The following is a 17,430-nucleotide window of genomic DNA, read 5'->3' as shown; positions in this document are numbered from 1 at the left end:
GCCTACTTCTCCAGCCGCGCCAGCAGCGAGGACGTGTCCCAGCGCTTGCCGCCCATCGCCTGCACGTCCTTGTAGAACTGGTCGACCAGCGCGGTCACCGGCAGCCTGGCGCCATTGCGATCGGCCTCTTCAAGGCAGATGCCGAGATCCTTGCGCATCCAGTCGACGGCGAAACCGAAGTCATATTTGCCGGCATTCATGGTCTTGTGCCGGTTTTCCATCTGCCAGGAACCGGCCGCGCCCTTGGAAATCACCTCGATGACCTTCTCAATGTCGAGACCTGCCTTCTTGCCGAAATGGATGCCTTCCGAAAGCCCCTGCACCAGCCCGGCGATACAGATCTGGTTGATCATCTTGGTGAGCTGCCCGGCGCCCGCCGATCCCATCAGTCCAACCATGCGGGCAAAAGCGTCGATAACTGGCCTGGCCCTGTCGAAGGCGGCCTCATCGCCGCCGACCATCACGGTCAGCACGCCGTTCTCGGCGCCGGCCTGGCCACCGGAGACGGGCGCGTCGAGAAATGAGAAGCCGCCCGATTGCGCGGCTTCGGCCAGTTCGCGCGCGACTTCAGCCGAAGCCGTGGTGTTGTCGATGAAGACCGAGCCTTTCTTCATCGCCTTGAAGGCGCCCGCGGGGCCCGTGGTCACAGAACGCAGGTCGTCATCGTTGCCGACGCAGGAAAAAACGAAATCCTTGCCCTCGGCGGCCTGGGCCGGCGTCGCGACAAAGCCGCCGCCATGTTGGGCGACCCACCGCTCAGCTTTGGCTTGGGTGCGGTTGTAGACGGTCACGTCGTGGCCACCCTTGTTCTTCAGGTGTCCGGCCATGGGATAGCCCATGACGCCAAGACCGAGAAATGCCACCGATGCCATGCCTTGTCCTTCCGACGGAAAAGAGATTTCAGCTGCGGAAGCTCTAGGCCATGCGACGAATTCGTCAAGGCGCGCGCTGCGGCATCGACTGGCACAGGCCGATCAGGAACGGCTCAGCGATTGAGGTGGATCGTAATCCTGCGCTCGATCCATTCGACGCCATGGCGCAGGATTTCGACCATCACCAGATAGACGATGGCGACCCAGACATAGGCTTGGAAATCGAAGGATTTGGCGTAGGCAAGCTTCGCATTCCCCATTAGGTCATAGACCGTGATGATGGCGACGATCGCCGAGGCCTTGATCATCAGAACCAGTTCATTGCCGTAGGGCCGCAAGGCCACGATGAACGCCTGCGGCAGGATGACCTTGCGCAGCGTCTGCAGCTTGTGCAGGCCGAGCGAGGCAGCACCTTCCCATTGGCCCCTGGGCACGCTCTCGATGGCGCCGCGAAGGATTTCGGCCTGGTAGGCCGCGGTGTTGAGCGCAAAGGCGAACACCCCGCAGTTGAAGGCCTCGCGGAAGAACCACCACAGCCCGATGGACTCGAGCTGCAGCCGGAAAGAACCCAAGCCATAGTAAACGAGGTAGACTTGGACGAGCAGCGGTGTGCCTCGAAAGAAATAGACATAGCAATAGGCAAGGCCAGACAAGAACCGGTTCTTCGACATGCGGCCATAGGTGACGGGCAGCGAAAAGATCGCGCCGGCCACCATCGAGATCGCCACGAGCGACAGCGTGGTCCACAGTCCCTGCAGATAGGCGGGTGCATATCTGGCAAAGAACTCGCCATTCCAGGCGTAGACGAGATAGGCGAGGATACCGAGGCCGAAGAGGATCCAGAGGCCGACGAGTGCGTAACCGACGATGCGGGTGCGCGGCCAGCCGCGTGCCCGCGGCGGCGGGCGGTCGACCGAGATTGCTTCCGTGACGCTCATCGTGCCTCCCTCCGCCCCAGCGAGCGCAAGATGAACCCGGTTGCGATCGAGGACAGGATCGCCAGGACGAGGAAAACCAGTGCGGCGACGCTGTAGAACAGGAAGGAATGCTTGGTGACACGTGCCGCCACGCCGGCATTGCGCAGGGTTTCAGCGAGGTTGACGACCGAGACGAGGGCGGTGTCCTTGAGCAGGCTCAGCCAGCAATTCTCAAGACCGGGAAAGGCAATGCGCAGCAGCTGCGGCAGGATCACCTTGCGCATGGTAAGCCATTTCGACAGGCCGATTGCGTAGCCGCCTTCATACTGGCCCTTCGGAATGGCGCGAAAGGCGGAGAGGAATACCTCGCTGGCGTAAGAAGAAAAGATCAGCGACAGCACGATCATGCCGGCGATGAAGCTGTCGACATCGATCGTTGCCTCCGGCTTGAAGAGGCGGATGACGTATTGCAGCAGGATGGGCATGCCGAAGAAGAACAGGAACAGCGTCACCAATTCCGGCAGGCCGCGAAACATGGTGGTGTAGATGTTGGCGGCCAGCCGCAGCGACGGTTCTTCGGACTGCTTGGCCCAGGCCACGAAAAAGCCGATCGTCAGGCCGATCGGCAGCGTTGCAAGCGCGAGCGCGATGGTGACCAACGCACCATAGGCAATATCGTCACTCCAGCCCTCCGGTCCCCAACTGAGCAGTGTCCATATGCTTTGGACTGGCATTGACTGGCCTTACCCCACGGCGCTCCCGAGATGAACAAGGCGGCAGGGAAACCCCGCCGCCTTGGCAATGATGATCAGGACTCGGCGCCGTAGACGTCGAACTTGAAGTACTTGTCGTTGATTTCCTTGTATTTTCCGTTGGCGCGGATGGCGTCGATGGCGGAATTCAGCTTGTTGACCAGGTCGGTATCGCCCTTTCGAACGGCGATGCCGGCGCCAGGTCCGAAAATTTCGACAGGTTGCGGCGAGGGCTGGCCGAGAATCTTGCAGCAGGCGCCTTCAGGCGAATCCAGAAACTGCTGCAGCACGACAATATCGTCCTCGATGGCGTCGAGACGGCCATTGGCGAGGTCAGCCTGTTCCTCGGGGCTGCTCGGATAGCCCTTAATGGTGCTGTCCGTGTAGGTCTTCGAGGCATAGTTGAAATGGGTGGTGGTGGTGGCGACGCCGATATTCTTTCCGGCGAGGTCTTCCTTGGTCACTCCCTTGAGCGGCGAATCCTTCGGCACGGCGATCGCCGACGGGGTGTTGTAGTATTTGTGCGAGAAGTCGACCTTCTGCTGCCTCTCCGGCGTGATCGACATCGAGGCCACGATGGCGTCGAACTTGCCGGCCTGAAGTGCGGGGATGATGCCGTCCCAATCCTGGGCGACGAAGGTGCACTTGACCTTCATCTCATCGCAAAGTGCCTTGGCGATGTCGATGTCGAAGCCGACAAGCTGGCCATCGGCGGTGAGGTTGTTGAAGGGGGGGTAGGCGCCTTCGGTGCCGATCCGCAGGGTCTTCTCCTGGGCCTGGGCTACGCCGAGCGTCAGCAGCGCAGCCGATGCGGCGAGCGCGATACGCAGTGCAATACGCATGATAGTCCTCTCTTTATGGTCCCGGCCGTCGTTCCGAAACGGCTCTGTGGGGCGGTGCTTTTTGACCGCCCGCTAGGCCGATACTCCCACTCTTTCCAAGAAAAAAGCAACCGCAAAACCGCCGAAATCGGTAATGGGCTTCTACCGTTACGTTACTTCTCAAGCAACGAGGCCGGTCGTACGCTCGATGAAGTCGGCTATGGATTTTGCGTCATCGAGGTCGAACACCGGCAGGCTCTGGTCGGCGATGGCGAAATCCGCGGCGACGGCGACAATATTGGGATCATCCACCGCAAGCGGCGTCCGGTCCTTCGCTTCCAGCCGCCTCGTTTCGATCTTACGGTGGGATTCGCGCTTGTAGCCTTCGACCAGCACGATGTCGCAGGGGGCGAGCCGCGACAGGATGGCGTCCAGCGGCGGCTCCTGCTCGCCACGCAATTCGTGCATCAGCGCCCAGCGACTGCCCGATACGATCGCAACCTCGGTAGCACCCGCCTGCCGGTGGCGGAAGCTGTCGGCGCCGGGCTTGTCGATGTCGAAATGATGATGAGCATGTTTGACCGTCGAGACTTTCCAGCCGCGCCGCACAAGCTCCGCGACCAGCCTTTCCGTCAGTGTGGTCTTGCCGGAGTTTTTCCAGCCGGTGATGCCGAAGATGCGTCTGTTCATGGCGACATGCTCTGCAACAGCTGTTCAGCCTGGGCAAGATCGTCCGGCACATTGATGTTGAAGAAAGGATCGATTCCGGCGGATTGCGGGACAGGGAATTCCACGTCGACATGGCCGTGTTGTTCGATAAAGGTCGAAACGCGCCTGTTGTCCTCATCGACCAGGAAATGCCGCAAGGCTTCGCGGCATCCGGTTGGCCACAGCGCGAAGGTCGGATGCCGCCGGCCCGCCGAAGAGGCGACGGCGATCGAACCGGGGTGTTGATGCGCCGCCGCCGCAAGACGATCAACGAGATCCGGCGGCAGGAAAGGCGTGTCGCCGGCCGCTGTGACGATCGCCCTGCAAGGCGTGCCGGCGGCGGCCCATTCCAGGCCGGTCAGGATTCCGGCAAGCGGCCCGGCAAAGCCTTCGATGGTATCGGCAAGCACCGGCAGCCCGAACCGGGCGAACCGCGCCGGATCGCCATTGGCGCTGAGCGCCAGGGTCTCGAGCTGCGGGCCAAATCGCGACAGCACCTGGTCGAGCACGCAGCCGCCGCCCAGCGGCAACAACGCCTTGTCGCCACCGCCCATCCGCCTCGACTGGCCACCTGCCAGGATGAGCCCAGCAATATCCCGCTTCATGCTATCCAGCCTGTACGCCAGCCGCGGAAATCGCAAGCGGCTTCAAGGGGGTGCTAGAGTCCTTCCGGCGCCATGGCCGGGCCGGTGCTTTCGGCGACGATCTTTCGCCGGCCGACCATCCGCTCGCGATAAAGCGTATAGAGACCCGAGCCAACAACTATTGCCGCGCCGCCAATCATCGGCACGTCCGGTATGTCACCGAAAATAATCAAGCCAAGCAGTATCGACCAGAGGAGCGCCGTGTAGCGGAACGGGGCGATGAAGGAGATCTCACCCGATCGCATCGCCATGATGATGAATTGGTAGCCGATGAGCACCAGCACCGCGGCCAGCGCCAGCAGCGCCGTGCTTTTGCCGGTCATCGGTGTCCAGCCACCCATCGGCGTCAACAAAAACGCACCGACTACGGTCATGGCCAGCGCGGTGGCGGTCGAGACCAGCATCGTCGGGATGGCCTGGGGGATGCGCTTGGTGGCAAGGTCCCGCACCGTGCAGCAGGCGACGGATGCCAGCGCCACCAGCGAGTAAATGCTGAAGCCCTCGAAACCCGGCCGCACGATGATGATGACCCCGGCAAACCCGATGGCGATCGCCAGCCAGCGCCGCCAGCCGACCGCTTCACCGAAAAACAGCGCCGCGCCCATCGTCACCGCCAGCGGCAGCGCTTGCAGAACGGCCGAAACGCTGCCGATCGGCAAATGGGCGAGCGCGACCAGGAAGGACACCGTAGCGCCCGCCTCGCCCAGGACACGGACCGCCACCAGCGGCTGCAGCATCAGGCGCGGCTGAAAAAGTGCGCCACGTTGCCAAGCCAGCAGACCGACGAACAGCGAGGCGAACGCCCCTCTGATCAACATGACCTGCGCCATGTTCATCGACTCAGAAGAGTATTTGGTGATGGCGTCGTTTGAGCGTGAAGCCAACCATCGCTACCACCATGAACAACGCGCCGCGAAGATTTGGGGAAAGGGGCAAGACATCTACCGGTTGCTTTGGCAAGCAAGGCTGTAACAGCCCGCCACGAGACAGCAACGGCAAAGGGCTGGGCCAGGACCCGATATCCATCTTCGCCGGCGTGAAACCATCCCGGACGAGGTATGAATTCTGTCGGAAGGCGGCAACGCCTCCCGACACGGTGCGGACGAGGGATTGTCTACTTCTTGGGTGACAGCACCTCGGTGCCGTTCCCCTCCTTGCCGGCGATGGTCCACAGACCATGCAGCGACCCGTCATCCTCGACCTTGTAGACGACGAGGCCGATATCCTTGCCCATTTCGTAGCCAGCGGAGAATGCGTTGTCGTTGCGCATGCAGATGCCATCGGAAGAAGAACCGCCGGTCTCCCAGTGGATCGTGCAGGTGGTGCCGCTGGTCAGCGTGATGGTGGCTTCGCCGCCATAGGACGAACCATCGAAATTGGTGCCGGCAACGGTGTAAGTGCCGCCGATCGACTGGGCAGCCGCCGGCAGGGCAGCCAAGCCGAGCAAGGCGAAAGCGAGAAGAAGTTTGCGCATGATGTAATCCCCCAAAAATGCGATGAATCGCTACGGAACGGAGGGTAGGCGGGAAACCATGACCAGTAAATCAGACCGACATTTGCCGACAGAGATTTGTTTGCGGTGTGGCTAAAATACTCTTGGCTCGAACGGTTCATGGCCCCTTGAGGCTGCCAGCGATGGCGCCGACCAGCGGGTCATATTTCGATTTCAGCGCCGGCGGATAGTCGATCCAGATCGTGCGGATGACGCCATCCCCGCCAAACAGCCGCCGCTCGTAAAAAATCTTTCCGTCCTTCACGCCCGACAGCACCGCCCGATCCTTGCCGGCCTTGCCGTAGGTGACCTTGTAGCCAGGCTCCTTGCTCGCCTTTTCGCCGACGACAAAGTCTTTCGGCGTCTCGTGGTCAATGTTGAGGATGCCGGAGCATGTCAGGCTGGCGCCGTCCGCGCTCAGCCATACCTGACCGTCGCCATTCTCAGGCTCGGGCTGGCGATCGGTGAAGATATCGTCGGGGAAGGTGCAAACGGTGCCGAAGCGCTCGTTCACGTAGGTGGATTGCGCGGCAAACGCGGTATTCGCCGAGACCGCGGCAAGAGATATGATGATTGAGTAGAGCCGTCGCATGCCTTGCCCCGAAGCCGATGATTGCACGGCATTCTCGCACGGACAGGAGACAAGGTCAGCCGCCGGTGACACTCATATGCCGAGACACCGACGGACGGCTGGTGCGGCGGTCGATGATGAAGTCATGGCCCTTCGGCTTGCGGCCGATGGCTTCGTCTATAGCGTCGGCAACCAGTTCATTGCCTTCGGACGTGCGCAACGGAGCGCGTAGGTCGGCCGCGTCTTCCTGGCCAAGGCACATATAGAGCGTGCCCGTGCAAGTCAGCCTGACCCGGTTGCAGCTTTCGCAGAAATTATGCGTCATCGGCGTGATGAAGCCGAGTTTTCCGCCGGTCTCGGCGACTTGGACATAGCGGGCCGGGCCACCGGTCTTGAACGGAATGTCGGTCAGCGTGAACTGGCGCTCGAGTGATGCGCGCAGCAGCGACAGCGGCAAGTACTGGTCGGTGCGATCGGCGTCGATCTCGCCCATCGGCATGGTTTCGATGACGGTAAGGTCCATGCCGCGACCATGCGCCCAGCGCATCATTTCGGGCAGCTCGGCGTCGTTGAAATCCTTCAGCGCCACCGCGTTGAGCTTGACTTTCAATCCAGCCGCCTGGGCGGCATCAATGCCCGCCATGACCTTGCCGAGATGACCCCAGCGGGTGATGGCGTGGAACTTGTCGGCATCGAGCGTATCGAGCGAAACATTGATGCGCTTGACGCCGCAATCGGCGAGTTCCGCGGCGAAGCGCGAAAGCTGCGAACCGTTGGTGGTCAGCGTCAGTTCTTCCAGTGCGCCGCTGTCAAGGTGCCGGGAAAGCTGGCGCACCAGATGCATGATGTTCTTGCGCACCAGCGGCTCACCGCCGGTGAGGCGCAACCGTTTGACACCCTTTTCAATGAACACGGTGCAGAGCCGGTCGAGTTCTTCCAGCGACAGCAGGTCTTTCTTGGGCAGGAAGGCCATATCCTCGGCCATGCAATAGGTGCAGCGGAAATCGCAGCGGTCGGTGACCGACACTCTGAGATAGCTGATCGTGCGACCGAAGGGGTCGATCATGTTCATGTTCGAGCGTTTCCGTGGCCGTTAACGGCGCCGTTATATACAGCTATGTGATACGATCCAGCCCGCCATTCAAGATAGCCGACCTCGATCTTTGGTAACATTCCGCGACCGACATTGCGTGTCGGCACGATCCCATACCTTTTCGCTTGGCGCGAAGCAGCGTAGGGAAGGGCAAATTCAGGCAGGATCGATCATGACGGCTCCGAAAGAACTGAGGGTCTCCAAGGACCGCAAGCTGCTCACCGTGACCTTTCCCGGCCACCAGCCGTTCGAGTTGCCGGCCGAGCTGCTGCGCGTCGCCTCACCGTCGGCGGAAGTGCAGGGCCATTCGCCCGAACAGCGGGTGACGGTTCCCGGCAAACGCGATGTGGCCATCCTGAAGATCGAGCCGGTCGGCAACTATGCGGTGCGAATCACCTTCGACGACTTCCATGACACCGGCATCTTCACCTGGAATTACCTGCACACGCTCGGCCATGAGAAGGATGCGCGCTGGAATGCCTATCTCGCGGAACTCGCCGAGAAGGGCCTGAGCCGCGATCGTTAGCCGCCATTGCGTCGTCAAAACGTCACCGATCGGGAGTAGGGCGGCGGAACGGGAGACGGAAAAAAATGTCGGTCATCACCACAGTCGAACAACTCGAAGCCCTTTACGGATTGCCGGGCGAGGCCTCGGTGGTCAAGGAACTCGACCATGTCATTCCCGAATACGCCGCCTTTATCGAAGCCTCGCCCTTTGTCGCGCTAGCCACCAATGGCCCGGAGGGGCTGGATTGTTCGCCGCGCGGCGATCTCGCGGGCTTCGTGCGCATCGTCGATGTGAAAACGCTGATGATGCCGGACCGGCGCGGCAACAACCGTGCCGATTCGCTGAAGAACATCATCAGGGATCCGCGCGTCGGCCTTTTGTTCCTGGTGCCGGGCTCCGGCACGACGCTGCGCATCAACGGCCGAGCCCATATCACCACGGACCCAGCGCTGTGCGCGTCGTTCATGGTCGACGGCAAGCCTGCGCGTTCGGTCACCGTGATCGATGTCGATTCGGTCTATTTCCAGTGCGCTCGCGCCATCGTGCGGTCGGAACTGTGGAACCCTGCCAAGCATGTCGACCCGAAGTCGCTGCCGACACCCGGAAAGATTTTAGAGATCACCAGCCGCAAGAATATCGACGGCGAAACCTACGACAGGGAGTGGCCGGAGCGGGCGAAGAAATCGATGTGGTGATCGCCTGAAAGGGCGATCACGCCTCGTTCAGCACGTCATAGATCTTGCGCATCTGCTCGCCGATCATGTCGCATTGTTCCGGCGTCGACTGGCTCATTGCCTTCTCGATCAGCGCCATATGCACTTTCAGCGCCCGCATCAGCAGCGCCTCGCCGGTTTCGGTCAGCGTAAGCCGCAAGATGCGCTTGTCCTTCTCATCGCCTTCGCGCCGCAGCAGGCCACGCGTCTCCAACTGCGGCAACAGCATGGTGATGTTGGAGCGGCCGACGAGCAGCTTGCGGGCGAGGTCGTGCTGCGACATGCCCGGATGGCGGTAGAGGTTCATCAGCACGTCGAGCTGCGCCGGCTTCAGGTCGAGCGGCGCAAGTTTCACCGCCAGCGTGCGCTCCAGCACATGGCAGGCGCGCGCCACCGCGACCCAGTTGCGAAAACGCGGGTTGTCCCAGGGTAGCTCTTGTTTATTGTTCATCTTTGAACTATTATGTTCATGCTTGAACGTATGGATGGATTCTGACTATGGCATCATTCGGGCTGAAGGTCATCCGAGGTGTGTTTGGTGCGGCCGAACATGTCGCGCCGCGCATCACCGGGCGTGCGGCTTTCGAATTGTTCTGCCGTACGCCAAGCACCAGGACACTGACCGACGGCGAGCGCCGCGCCATCGACCGCGCCGCGGAGTTCATGGCCGAGGCGCGGCATCACCGGCTGAAGACCGCGACCGGCTGCGTCATGGTTCATGAATTCCGCCCCGAGCCGGGCCGCGAGTCCGCCGGCACCGTCCTCGTCATCCATGGCTGGCGCTCGCGTACCGAATATATGCGCGTGCTGATCGAAGGTTTTCGCGCCGCCGGCTACAAGGTCGTCTCACTCGATCTTCCCGGTCATGGCCATTCGCAGGGCAGGCACCTGAACATGGTCAATGCCGTCGAAGCCGCAAGAGTGGCCGGCGAATGGTTTGGGCCGTTCGTGGCTGCCGTCGGCCATTCCTTCGGAGGTGCCGTTGCCGCCAATGCCATCGCCGGCTCCGTCAAGGACATCCCGCCGCTGTCGGCCGCACGTCTTGTGCTGATCGCGGCACCAAGCTCGCTGCCGGCAATCTTCGCCGACTTCAGCCGCATGCTCAATGTCGGTCCCCGCTCGCAGGTCGCCATGGCTGACCGCGTCGAATATCTCTCCGGCCGGCCGTTGCACGAATTCACCGGTGACCGGCAGCTCGCCCAGGCGCCCGTGCCGACGTTGGTCATCCACGCGCCCGACGACCGGGAGGTGCCGGCTGCACATGCACGACGCTATGCCGGCGCCGGCGACCATGTACGGCTGCACTGGGCCGACGGGCTCGGCCATCGCCGCATTCTGGCCGACAAGGGCGTGGTTGAACGCGCCGTCGGCTTCGTGACCATGCAGCAGAACCCGTCGCTGCTCCACTGAGCGGCACTCAGGCTATTTCTTCTTGTCTCCGGGCTCTACAGGCAGTCCGGCAGCCTTCCAGGCCGTGTAGCCGCCGAGGATGTGTTTGACCGGGGAAAGACCCATGTCCTGCGCCGTCTTGGTGGCCAGCGCTGAACGCCAGCCGCCGGCGCAGAAGAAGACGAAGCTTTTTCCGGAAGCGAAGAAGGGCTTGTGGTAGGGGCTTTCGGGATCGATCCAGAACTCCAGCATGCCACGCGTGACGTGCTTGGCGCCGGGAATTCTGCCGTCGCGTTCGATTTCACGAGGATCGCGCAGATCGACGAAGATGGTGTCTTCGTCCTCAAGCAGCCCTGCCGCTTCCTCGGGCGAAACCACTTCGATCTCGGCGTTGGCCTCATCCAGCAGTTCGCGATACCCTTTTTTCACGTGGTTCCCTCCGGCCGCAGGTTTGCTGGCAAGTCGGATTTCGAGCACAACGGATGGTGTTTGTCACGCCTCGACGGTGCCGGCCATGGTCTTCCAAGCGGCCATTGCCCCGGCTACCGTCGCCATCAGGGCGGCGCGGGAAGCGCCGTCACGCGCCTGAATCGACATGCCATGCTGGACCGTTGCGAAAAAGGTCGCGGCTGCAAGGCAATCGAAGTCGGCGGGCAATTCACCCTCGGCCACGCCGCGCTGCAGACGCTTCTTCAGCGCGGCTAGATTCTCGGCGCGCCGGCGCCGCAAATCCGCGCAGATCGCGCCCCGGCTCGAGTCTTCGTGCAGCGCACCCAGCGTAATCAGGCAGCCCTGCGGACGATCGCTTTGCGAATAGGCCTTCGCGGTCCGGCGCAAGAACCGCTCGATCGCAAGCCGCGCCGTTGGCGCCTCTTCCAGCGCGAGCCAGATGTCGGCGCCCTCAACGCGGGAATAGAGATCGGTCGCCTCGAGGAACAGGGCCTCCTTGCTGCCATAGGCGGCGTAGAGGCTCGGCGAATTTATGCCCATTGCCACGGCGAGATCGCTGATCGATGAGCCTTCATAGCCCTTGGCCCAAAACACGTCCATCGCGCGCCGCAAGGCCGCGGTTCGATCGAAGGTTCGTGGACGGCCTCTTTCCGACATGATGCTCTTTTCTGTGTTGATCGATACATAAATGAGTTGACGCGGCCAGGCAAGGCTGGCAGGTATTTATGTATCAATCGCTACATAAATGGAGAAACCGATGTCATCAGGAAATTTGAACGGCAAGGCAGCACTCGTCACCGGAGGCAGCCGCGGTATCGGCGCGGCCATTGCACGAAGGTTGGCGGCGGAGGGGGCCGATGTGGCGCTGACCTATGTGCATGGCGAGGAGCAGGCTCGGTCCGTCGTCGCCGAGATAGAGACCAAGGGCGGTCGCGCCATCGCCATTAAAGCCGACAACCGTGACGCCGAGGCCATAGACCAGGCGGTGGCCGATGCTGTGACTGCCTTCGGCCGGCTCGACATCCTGGTCAACAGTGCCGGCATCTGGCGCGCCGCGCCGATCGATGCGCTGTCGCTTGCCGATTTCGACGAAACCATGTCGATCAATCTGAGAGCGCCGTTCATCGCCTCGAAAGCGGCGGCAAGGCACATGGGCGAGGGCGGCAGGATCATCTCGATCGGCAGCAATCTGGCCGAGCGGGTCACCGACACCAGCCTGGGCGCCTACTCGGCCAGCAAGGCGGCGCTGGTCGGCCTGACCAAGGCATTGGCCCGCGACCTCGGGTCACGCGGCATCACCGCCAATGTCGTCCATCCCGGTTCGACCGACACCGACATGAACCCGGCCGACGGCCCGCATGCCGAGCATCAGCGCCAGAAGATGGCCACCCCGCGATTCGGCGAAGCTGACGATATCGCCGGCATGGTTGCCTGGCTCGCCGGACCGGAGGGCAGGTTCGTCACCGGAGCCGCGCTGACCATCGATGGAGGCGCAAACGCGTAAGCCACAGGGATTCCCGGGCCGGCGCGACAGTTCGGTCGCGCCGGCCGTCACGATGTTGTGAAACCGTTCTGCAACAGCCCTGCCGAAATTTATGAAAGCTTAACGAAATCGGTATGAATCGGTATAGTCGCGCCTTACATCCGCCATGCGGTGAGCGGGACGGTCTAGCGTGCGGAACGGGAACCGGTTGCGACCGGAGCGGGTGATCCATGAAATTCCTCGGTAAAAAAGCAACCGTGATGCCGCTGGTGGCGGTTACGGCGACGCTGGCTTTCGGCATGCCTCAGGCAGGGGCCCAGGGATTTTTCGACATGCTGTTCGGCGGGGGCATCAGGCATGAGCCGAAAGGCGAGTTTCCGCCTCCTCCGCCGAAGCACAAACCCAAGCCGAACGCTCCGGCCGGCGGGGGCGGTGTGAGGATCAGCAGTCCGTCCTACTATACTTACAAGGCCGACAAGCTGGTGCGTGTCGACTTCTCGACGCTGGCGACGGCGCCGCAGCCGGCTACACCGCAAGATGCCGCTTTCGTGCCTTCGGCCACGGGTGCTGCCTTCCATGAAGCCATTGCCGGGCTCGCCGACTATGAACTCTATGCCGAGCCCGACATCGCCAAGGCGCTGATCGCCTATTACTCGGCCAACCCGGATTTCATCTGGGTGACCGGAACCACCCCGAACAACCGCGCCCAGGATGCCGTGCGGGTGCTTGGCGAGGCTGCAAGCTACGGCCTCACGCCTGCCGACTACACGGTCGATGTGCCTGCCGCCAGTTCGTCCTCGGCGGACGAGGCAGCCAAGCTGAAGGAGCTCGTGCGATTCGAGATGGCGCTGTCGGCACGTGTCCTGCGCTATGCCCATGACGCCCAGAATGGCCGTGTCGAGCCCAACCGCATGACCGGCTACTACGATTTCCCGGCCAAGCCGCTCGACATGATGGGCGTGCTGAAGACTCTGGCGCATACCCAGGAGGTTCGCACCTATCTGGAATCGCGCCATCCGCAGAATGCGGAATATCAGGCGCTGCGCGTCGAACTGGAAGCGCTGCAGGCGAGCGCCGAGAACGAAATCGTCGTCGATCCCAAGCTGCTGCTGAAGCCAGGCGAAACCAGCCCCGAATTGCCGAAGCTGCTGTCGCTGATCGCGCGTAATCTCGATGACGAGATGGGCGGCACCTATGGCGAGGTCCTGTCGCGGCTGGCAACCAGCGAAGTCTACGTTCCCGAGCTGGTGCCGCTGATCAAGGCGGTGCAGCAGAAGGAAGGCATGAAGGGCGATGGCGTCATCGGTCCACGCACGGTCGCCACGCTGGCCGGGACGTCGAAGGCCGACAGGCTGCTGAAGGTGGAGGTGGCGCTGGAAGAACTGCGCTGGCTGCCTTCCGATCTCGGCAGCCCGCGTGTTTTCATTAACCAGCCTGCCTTCACCGCAAGCTATATCGACGACGGCCAGGAAAAATTGAAGACGCGTGCCGTCGTCGGCCGCGTCACCAACCAGACCGCCTTCTTCTACGACCAGATCAAGCAGGTCGATTTCCACCCCTACTGGGGCGTGCCGCAGTCGATCATCGTCAACGAAATGCTGCCGAGGTTGCGCGGCGATCCCGGCTATCTTGACCGGGCCGGCTACGAGGTGACGGATTCACGCGGCAAGCGCATCCCTTCGTCGGCGGTGAACTGGGGCGCTTATGGCGCCAACATTCCCTATAATGTGCGCCAGCAGCCGAGCGAGGCCAATGCTCTGGGCGAACTGAAGATCCTGTTCCCCAACAAGCACGCGATCTACATGCACGACACGCCGCAGAAATCGTTTTTCAAGCAGGATATGCGCGCGCTCAGCCATGGCTGCGTGCGCCTGCAGGATCCGCGCGGCATGGCGGCGGCAGTGCTCGGCACCTCGGTCGATTATATCGCGGAGAAATTGAAGCACGGACACTCGACCGAGGATGTGACACGCAAGATCCCAGTCTATGTCGCTTATTTCACCGCCTGGCCCGACATGTCCGGCAAGGTCGAGTATTTCAGCGACGTCTACGATCGCGATTCCCGGCTGAAGCAGGCCCTGGACGCAACCGAGGCGGTGCGCTCACCCTCAAGCTAGTCGTTATCGCTCCGACAGCGAGCGCCTGAAACCGGCGTCGCGCCCGGCGATCAGCCAATAGACCAGCCCAGCAACCAGACCGGCGGCGGCTATGATGCCGATGTCGACCCAGCGCTCCAGATCCACGTCCTCCGCCGCGCCCGGCCAGATCAGGAAGAAACCTCCGGCCGCAGCCGCGGCGCCGAAGACCATGTGCAGCATAGCGTTGCGAAGAGAGAAGAATTCGGCGATCAGCGCAAAAATCAGCGTCTGAGGCGCGGTCACCACGATGGTCAGGAAATAGATGAACATGCCGAGCGGCGGTACCACAAAGGCCGCGATCGGCGAGACCCCCATGAGGTCGAAATAGGCTGGCGCGTTGGGCAGGGAACTCAGCGCGGCATAGATCGCCACGACGGCGATCAGACCAACCAGTATGGCGACGAGATAGCCGGCCAGCATCATGAGGACGCGCTTCATCAAGTGCTTCGCAGCCGACATACCCACCCCCTGAAGCCCGGTCCCTCCACAATCAGCCATCAATGGCGAATTGACGCAAGGGGAGACGGAACACTCCTGGGCCCGCCGGTGAAAATCCCGCCACTCAGGCGCCGCCGCACATGTGCTGCGAATCCGGGAGAGCCCAGGAGCCTTTCGCGACGAGGTCGACGGAATAATAAACCCGGCCACGGTCGTCGTCCTTGGGGCAGTCCCTGGGAATGGAGATCAAGCACATGACGACGGGTTCGCCGACCTGGGCGGCGGCAAGGCCGGCCTCGCGATCGTAGGATACGGCGCCGCCGCCATTGGTGAATGTGGCCGCGCTGCCCGCTTCGGGAGTAGCCGTTTCCAGCGGATCGTCGCCAAGCCGCGTGGTCAGCGTCTCGATATGCGTCGACGCGCGTTGGCCGATCGCCGAGGGCAGGGGCTGGTCCTTATTGCCGGGGTTCCGTGCAGCGGCGTCCAGCGCCTTCTTGCCGACCAGCGCGATGGTGTAGTCCTGCACCCAGGACGGCGCATTTCCATAGGTCTGCAAGGCGTTGTCGAGCGCGCTGACGATACAGGGGGTATCGCTCTTGCAAGCATTGCGATCGGCGATCAGCCCGCGGGCAATCTTGCGCTTGTCGCCGCCGAACGCCGGCTCGAATTCCTTATAGGCCTTCGAAACCAGCAGATCGATCGCCGACAACTGCGGGTCGGCGCAGATCGCCTTTTCCGCCGGCAGGTTTGCCTTGCCGCAGTCGAAGGACGGCCCGTCCGCCAATGCCGGAGAAACGGCAAGGAAGCCGCCGGCTGAGACGATGGCGAATACAGACAGAAGATAGGGTCTAACGAAACATCGCATCATGGCCCCCAAGCCAACAGGATTGCCGAAGGCGCGGCCCCGCGCCCAGCCCAACATACGCCAGGATGGACAATTTTGACGCTCGTTTTGTCGTTGAGAACACGCAGACGCAGCGCATTCGCGACGGGATGTCCGCGAACCTTATTTTGGTTCGGCCGTCACAGGATCGAAGACGATTTCGACCTTTGCCTTGTCCGAGGTATAGTAGGTGACGGTGTAGCCGTCCTTGTCCCAGTCGACCTCCTTCACGTACCGAAACCCGTCACGCTGCTCGACCTTGGCGATGATCTCCGACAGCTTCTTGGCATTGGGTGGCGGCAGTGCAGTTTCATCCGCGGCAAAGGCGGGTCCGGCGGCGAAAAGAACGACGACGGAGGCCGCAAGCAGAAATCTGGACATGGTTTTCCCTCAAGTTTCGACGCAAGGAAACTCGCTGTCATGCAGGTTTGTTCCGCATGTGGGTGTTCCGGCGTTCAGCGCCTGTGCGGAAAGGCAGAGCGCCAAAGGGGAAGGCGGGCTGTAGCTGCCGATGTGATGTTCAGCAAACAGATGGTGGGCGATGCAGGGATTGAACCTGCGACCCCACCCGTGTGAAGGGTGTGCTCTCCCGCTGAGCTAATCGCCCGCTCGTTGCCCGAAGGCCAAGCGAGCCGCGATATAAGGGAGGCCGACCCATTAAGTCAAGGCAGCGTCTGGTGTTGTCACACAGATCGGATTTGCGGTCTCGCCAAGGCCCGTTCCGCAGAGATTTTCATCGTGGCGCTCAGTGTGCGGCGGCGCCGATCAACCTTTGCGCCAGATCGAGCGTCAACGCATCGAAATGCGAGATCACCGCCGAGGGCTCGAACTCGCGCACATGACGGTCGGTGTAGCCGAAATCAACGGCGACGACAGGAATGCCGGCCGCCTTGGCGGTGTCGATATCGGTTTGCGAATCGCCGACCATCAAGGCGCGGTGCGGATCACCGCCGGCGAGTTTGATGGTCTCGATCAGGTGGCGCGGATCGGGCTTGCGGAACGCGAACGTGTCCTGCCCGGCAATTGCCGCGAAATGCCTGGTCAAGCCGAGTGCTTCGATCAGCGCCAGCGAATTGGCCTGGTATTTGTTCGTGCAGATTGCCAGCAGATAGCCGGCCTTCTCAAAACGGGCAATCGCCTCGGTCACGCCGGGGTAGGGGCGGGATTTGCCCGGAATGTTGTCGGTGTAGTGATCGAGGAACAGTTTCAGCAGCCGGTCGTGCTCCTCGACCTTGAGGGATCGTTGCTGCGCGGCATGCGCCCGTTCGATCATCACCCGGCCGCCATGGCCGACGAAGCGTTTGAAGCCGGCTTCGTCGACGGCCGATAGTTCGCTGGCCGCCAGGCTGTGGTTGAGGCTGTCGAGCAGGTCCGGCGCCGTGTCAATCAGCGTTCCATCGAGGTCGAACACGATGATCGGGCGAGTCATGATCCATCCTGCGCAGGTTTGTGCATGGCAGGCGATAACGGCTGCGACGCGTTAAGGCAAGCAGACCGGCGGGGCGGCTGCCAAGGGCTTTGACCCGGCCTGCAAAAATGCTAGGAGCCGAAAACGCTA

General features: G+C 62.0%; 21 protein-coding genes, 1 tRNA gene and 1 pseudogene. 5 read left to right on the top strand and 18 right to left on the bottom strand.

Annotation, left to right across the window (positions count from 1 at the left end):
• Positions 1–2: 2 nt before the first annotated feature.
• The 10 genes and pseudogenes from FJ527_RS26755 to moaA form a co-directional block, all read right to left on the bottom strand.
• Entirely contained in the window at positions 3–872 is an 870-nt protein-coding gene (locus tag FJ527_RS26755; RefSeq protein WP_140824452.1) for an NAD(P)-dependent oxidoreductase, read from the bottom strand.
• 113 nt (positions 873–985) lie between these two features.
• Positions 986–1,810 (bottom strand): ABC transporter permease, encoded by an 825-nt coding sequence (locus FJ527_RS26750; RefSeq protein WP_140619685.1) that lies wholly within the window; start codon positions 1,808–1,810, stop codon positions 986–988.
• Complete coding sequence (locus FJ527_RS26745) at positions 1,807–2,523, bottom strand: ABC transporter permease (RefSeq protein WP_015317854.1); 717 nt, start codon at positions 2,521–2,523, stop codon at positions 1,807–1,809. Before FJ527_RS26745 ends, FJ527_RS26750 begins: the two co-directional genes overlap by 4 nt.
• 74 nt (positions 2,524–2,597) lie before the next feature.
• The gene (locus tag FJ527_RS26740; protein WP_015317855.1) at positions 2,598–3,383 is read right to left on the bottom strand and encodes an ABC transporter substrate-binding protein; all 786 of its coding nucleotides are present in this window, start codon (positions 3,381–3,383) and stop codon (positions 2,598–2,600) included.
• Between the two features lie 159 nt (positions 3,384–3,542).
• A complete protein-coding gene (gene mobB, locus FJ527_RS26735) occupies positions 3,543–4,052 on the bottom strand; it encodes a molybdopterin-guanine dinucleotide biosynthesis protein B (protein WP_140619683.1) in 510 nt (169 codons plus the stop codon).
• A complete protein-coding gene (mobA, locus tag FJ527_RS26730; RefSeq protein ID WP_140790821.1) occupies positions 4,049–4,675 on the bottom strand; it encodes a molybdenum cofactor guanylyltransferase MobA in 627 nt (208 codons plus the stop codon). The genes mobB and mobA overlap by 4 nt, the downstream gene beginning before the upstream one ends.
• A gap of 53 nt (positions 4,676–4,728) precedes the next feature.
• Positions 4,729–5,650 (bottom strand): annotated as a pseudogene (locus tag FJ527_RS26725) (DMT family transporter).
• Between the two features lie 178 nt (positions 5,651–5,828).
• A complete protein-coding gene (locus FJ527_RS26720; RefSeq protein ID WP_015317859.1) occupies positions 5,829–6,188 on the bottom strand; it encodes a hypothetical protein in 360 nt (119 codons plus the stop codon).
• Between the two features lie 136 nt (positions 6,189–6,324).
• The gene (locus tag FJ527_RS26715) at positions 6,325–6,798 is read right to left on the bottom strand and encodes a hypothetical protein (protein ID WP_140824451.1); all 474 of its coding nucleotides are present in this window, start codon (positions 6,796–6,798) and stop codon (positions 6,325–6,327) included.
• Between the two features lie 55 nt (positions 6,799–6,853).
• Complete coding sequence (gene moaA / locus FJ527_RS26710) at positions 6,854–7,849, bottom strand: GTP 3',8-cyclase MoaA (protein ID WP_140824450.1); 996 nt, start codon at positions 7,847–7,849, stop codon at positions 6,854–6,856.
• A gap of 193 nt (positions 7,850–8,042) precedes the next feature.
• Here moaA and FJ527_RS26705 point away from each other — a divergent pair, with 193 nt between their 5' ends.
• Together FJ527_RS26705 and FJ527_RS26700 are read left to right on the top strand one after the other, a co-directional pair.
• On the top strand, positions 8,043–8,396 hold the full coding sequence (locus tag FJ527_RS26705; protein ID WP_140619676.1) for a DUF971 domain-containing protein: 354 nt from the start codon (positions 8,043–8,045) through the stop codon (positions 8,394–8,396).
• Between the two features lie 65 nt (positions 8,397–8,461).
• A complete protein-coding gene (locus FJ527_RS26700; protein WP_140664523.1) occupies positions 8,462–9,073 on the top strand; it encodes a pyridoxamine 5'-phosphate oxidase family protein in 612 nt (203 codons plus the stop codon).
• A gap of 16 nt (positions 9,074–9,089) precedes the next feature.
• Here the strand turns inward: FJ527_RS26700 and FJ527_RS26695 are convergent, their stop codons facing one another.
• A complete protein-coding gene (locus tag FJ527_RS26695) occupies positions 9,090–9,542 on the bottom strand; it encodes a MarR family transcriptional regulator (RefSeq protein ID WP_023773737.1) in 453 nt (150 codons plus the stop codon).
• Between the two features lie 47 nt (positions 9,543–9,589).
• Here FJ527_RS26695 and FJ527_RS26690 point away from each other — a divergent pair, with 47 nt between their 5' ends.
• Positions 9,590–10,501: an alpha/beta fold hydrolase gene (locus FJ527_RS26690; protein WP_140664520.1), complete on the top strand. Its 912-nt coding sequence runs from the start codon at positions 9,590–9,592 to the stop codon at positions 10,499–10,501.
• Positions 10,502–10,513: 12 nt separating this feature from the next.
• Here the strand turns inward: FJ527_RS26690 and FJ527_RS26685 are convergent, their stop codons facing one another.
• Both FJ527_RS26685 and FJ527_RS26680 read right to left on the bottom strand, forming a co-directional pair.
• Positions 10,514–10,909, bottom strand: coding sequence for a rhodanese-like domain-containing protein (locus tag FJ527_RS26685; protein WP_015317866.1), 396 nt, complete (start codon positions 10,907–10,909; stop codon positions 10,514–10,516).
• 63 nt (positions 10,910–10,972) lie between these two features.
• Complete coding sequence (locus FJ527_RS26680) at positions 10,973–11,587, bottom strand: TetR/AcrR family transcriptional regulator (protein WP_140824449.1); 615 nt, start codon at positions 11,585–11,587, stop codon at positions 10,973–10,975.
• 100 nt (positions 11,588–11,687) lie between these two features.
• On the opposite strand from FJ527_RS26680, the gene FJ527_RS26675 reads away from it, so the two are divergent.
• Entirely contained in the window at positions 11,688–12,434 is a 747-nt protein-coding gene (locus FJ527_RS26675; protein ID WP_140619669.1) for a 3-oxoacyl-ACP reductase family protein, read from the top strand.
• Between the two features lie 209 nt (positions 12,435–12,643).
• Positions 12,644–14,530 carry a murein L,D-transpeptidase gene (locus tag FJ527_RS26670; RefSeq protein ID WP_140824448.1) on the top strand — a complete coding sequence of 629 codons (1,887 nt, stop codon included), beginning with the start codon at positions 12,644–12,646 and terminating at the stop codon, positions 14,528–14,530.
• Between the two features lie 3 nt (positions 14,531–14,533).
• Here the strand turns inward: FJ527_RS26670 and FJ527_RS26665 are convergent, their stop codons facing one another.
• From FJ527_RS26665 to FJ527_RS26645, 5 genes are all read right to left on the bottom strand, one after another.
• Positions 14,534–15,010: a hypothetical protein gene (locus FJ527_RS26665; protein ID WP_140664511.1), complete on the bottom strand. Its 477-nt coding sequence runs from the start codon at positions 15,008–15,010 to the stop codon at positions 14,534–14,536.
• A gap of 103 nt (positions 15,011–15,113) precedes the next feature.
• A complete protein-coding gene (locus FJ527_RS26660; RefSeq protein WP_246677812.1) occupies positions 15,114–15,857 on the bottom strand; it encodes a lysozyme inhibitor LprI family protein in 744 nt (247 codons plus the stop codon).
• Between the two features lie 138 nt (positions 15,858–15,995).
• Positions 15,996–16,253, bottom strand: a complete 258-nt coding sequence (locus FJ527_RS26655) for a PepSY domain-containing protein (RefSeq protein WP_015317872.1) — start codon at positions 16,251–16,253, stop codon at positions 15,996–15,998.
• A gap of 151 nt (positions 16,254–16,404) precedes the next feature.
• Positions 16,405–16,479 (bottom strand) — tRNA-Val (locus tag FJ527_RS26650).
• A 138-nt stretch (positions 16,480–16,617) separates the two neighbouring features.
• Positions 16,618–17,301 carry a phosphoglycolate phosphatase gene (locus tag FJ527_RS26645; RefSeq protein ID WP_015317873.1) on the bottom strand — a complete coding sequence of 228 codons (684 nt, stop codon included), beginning with the start codon at positions 17,299–17,301 and terminating at the stop codon, positions 16,618–16,620.
• Positions 17,302–17,430: the final 129 nt, after the last annotated feature.

Source organism: Mesorhizobium sp. B2-4-18 (assembly GCF_006441385.1).
Classification (GTDB): Bacteria; Pseudomonadota; Alphaproteobacteria; order Rhizobiales; family Rhizobiaceae; genus Mesorhizobium; species Mesorhizobium australicum.
This window is presented reverse-complemented; position numbering and strand designations above follow the sequence as displayed.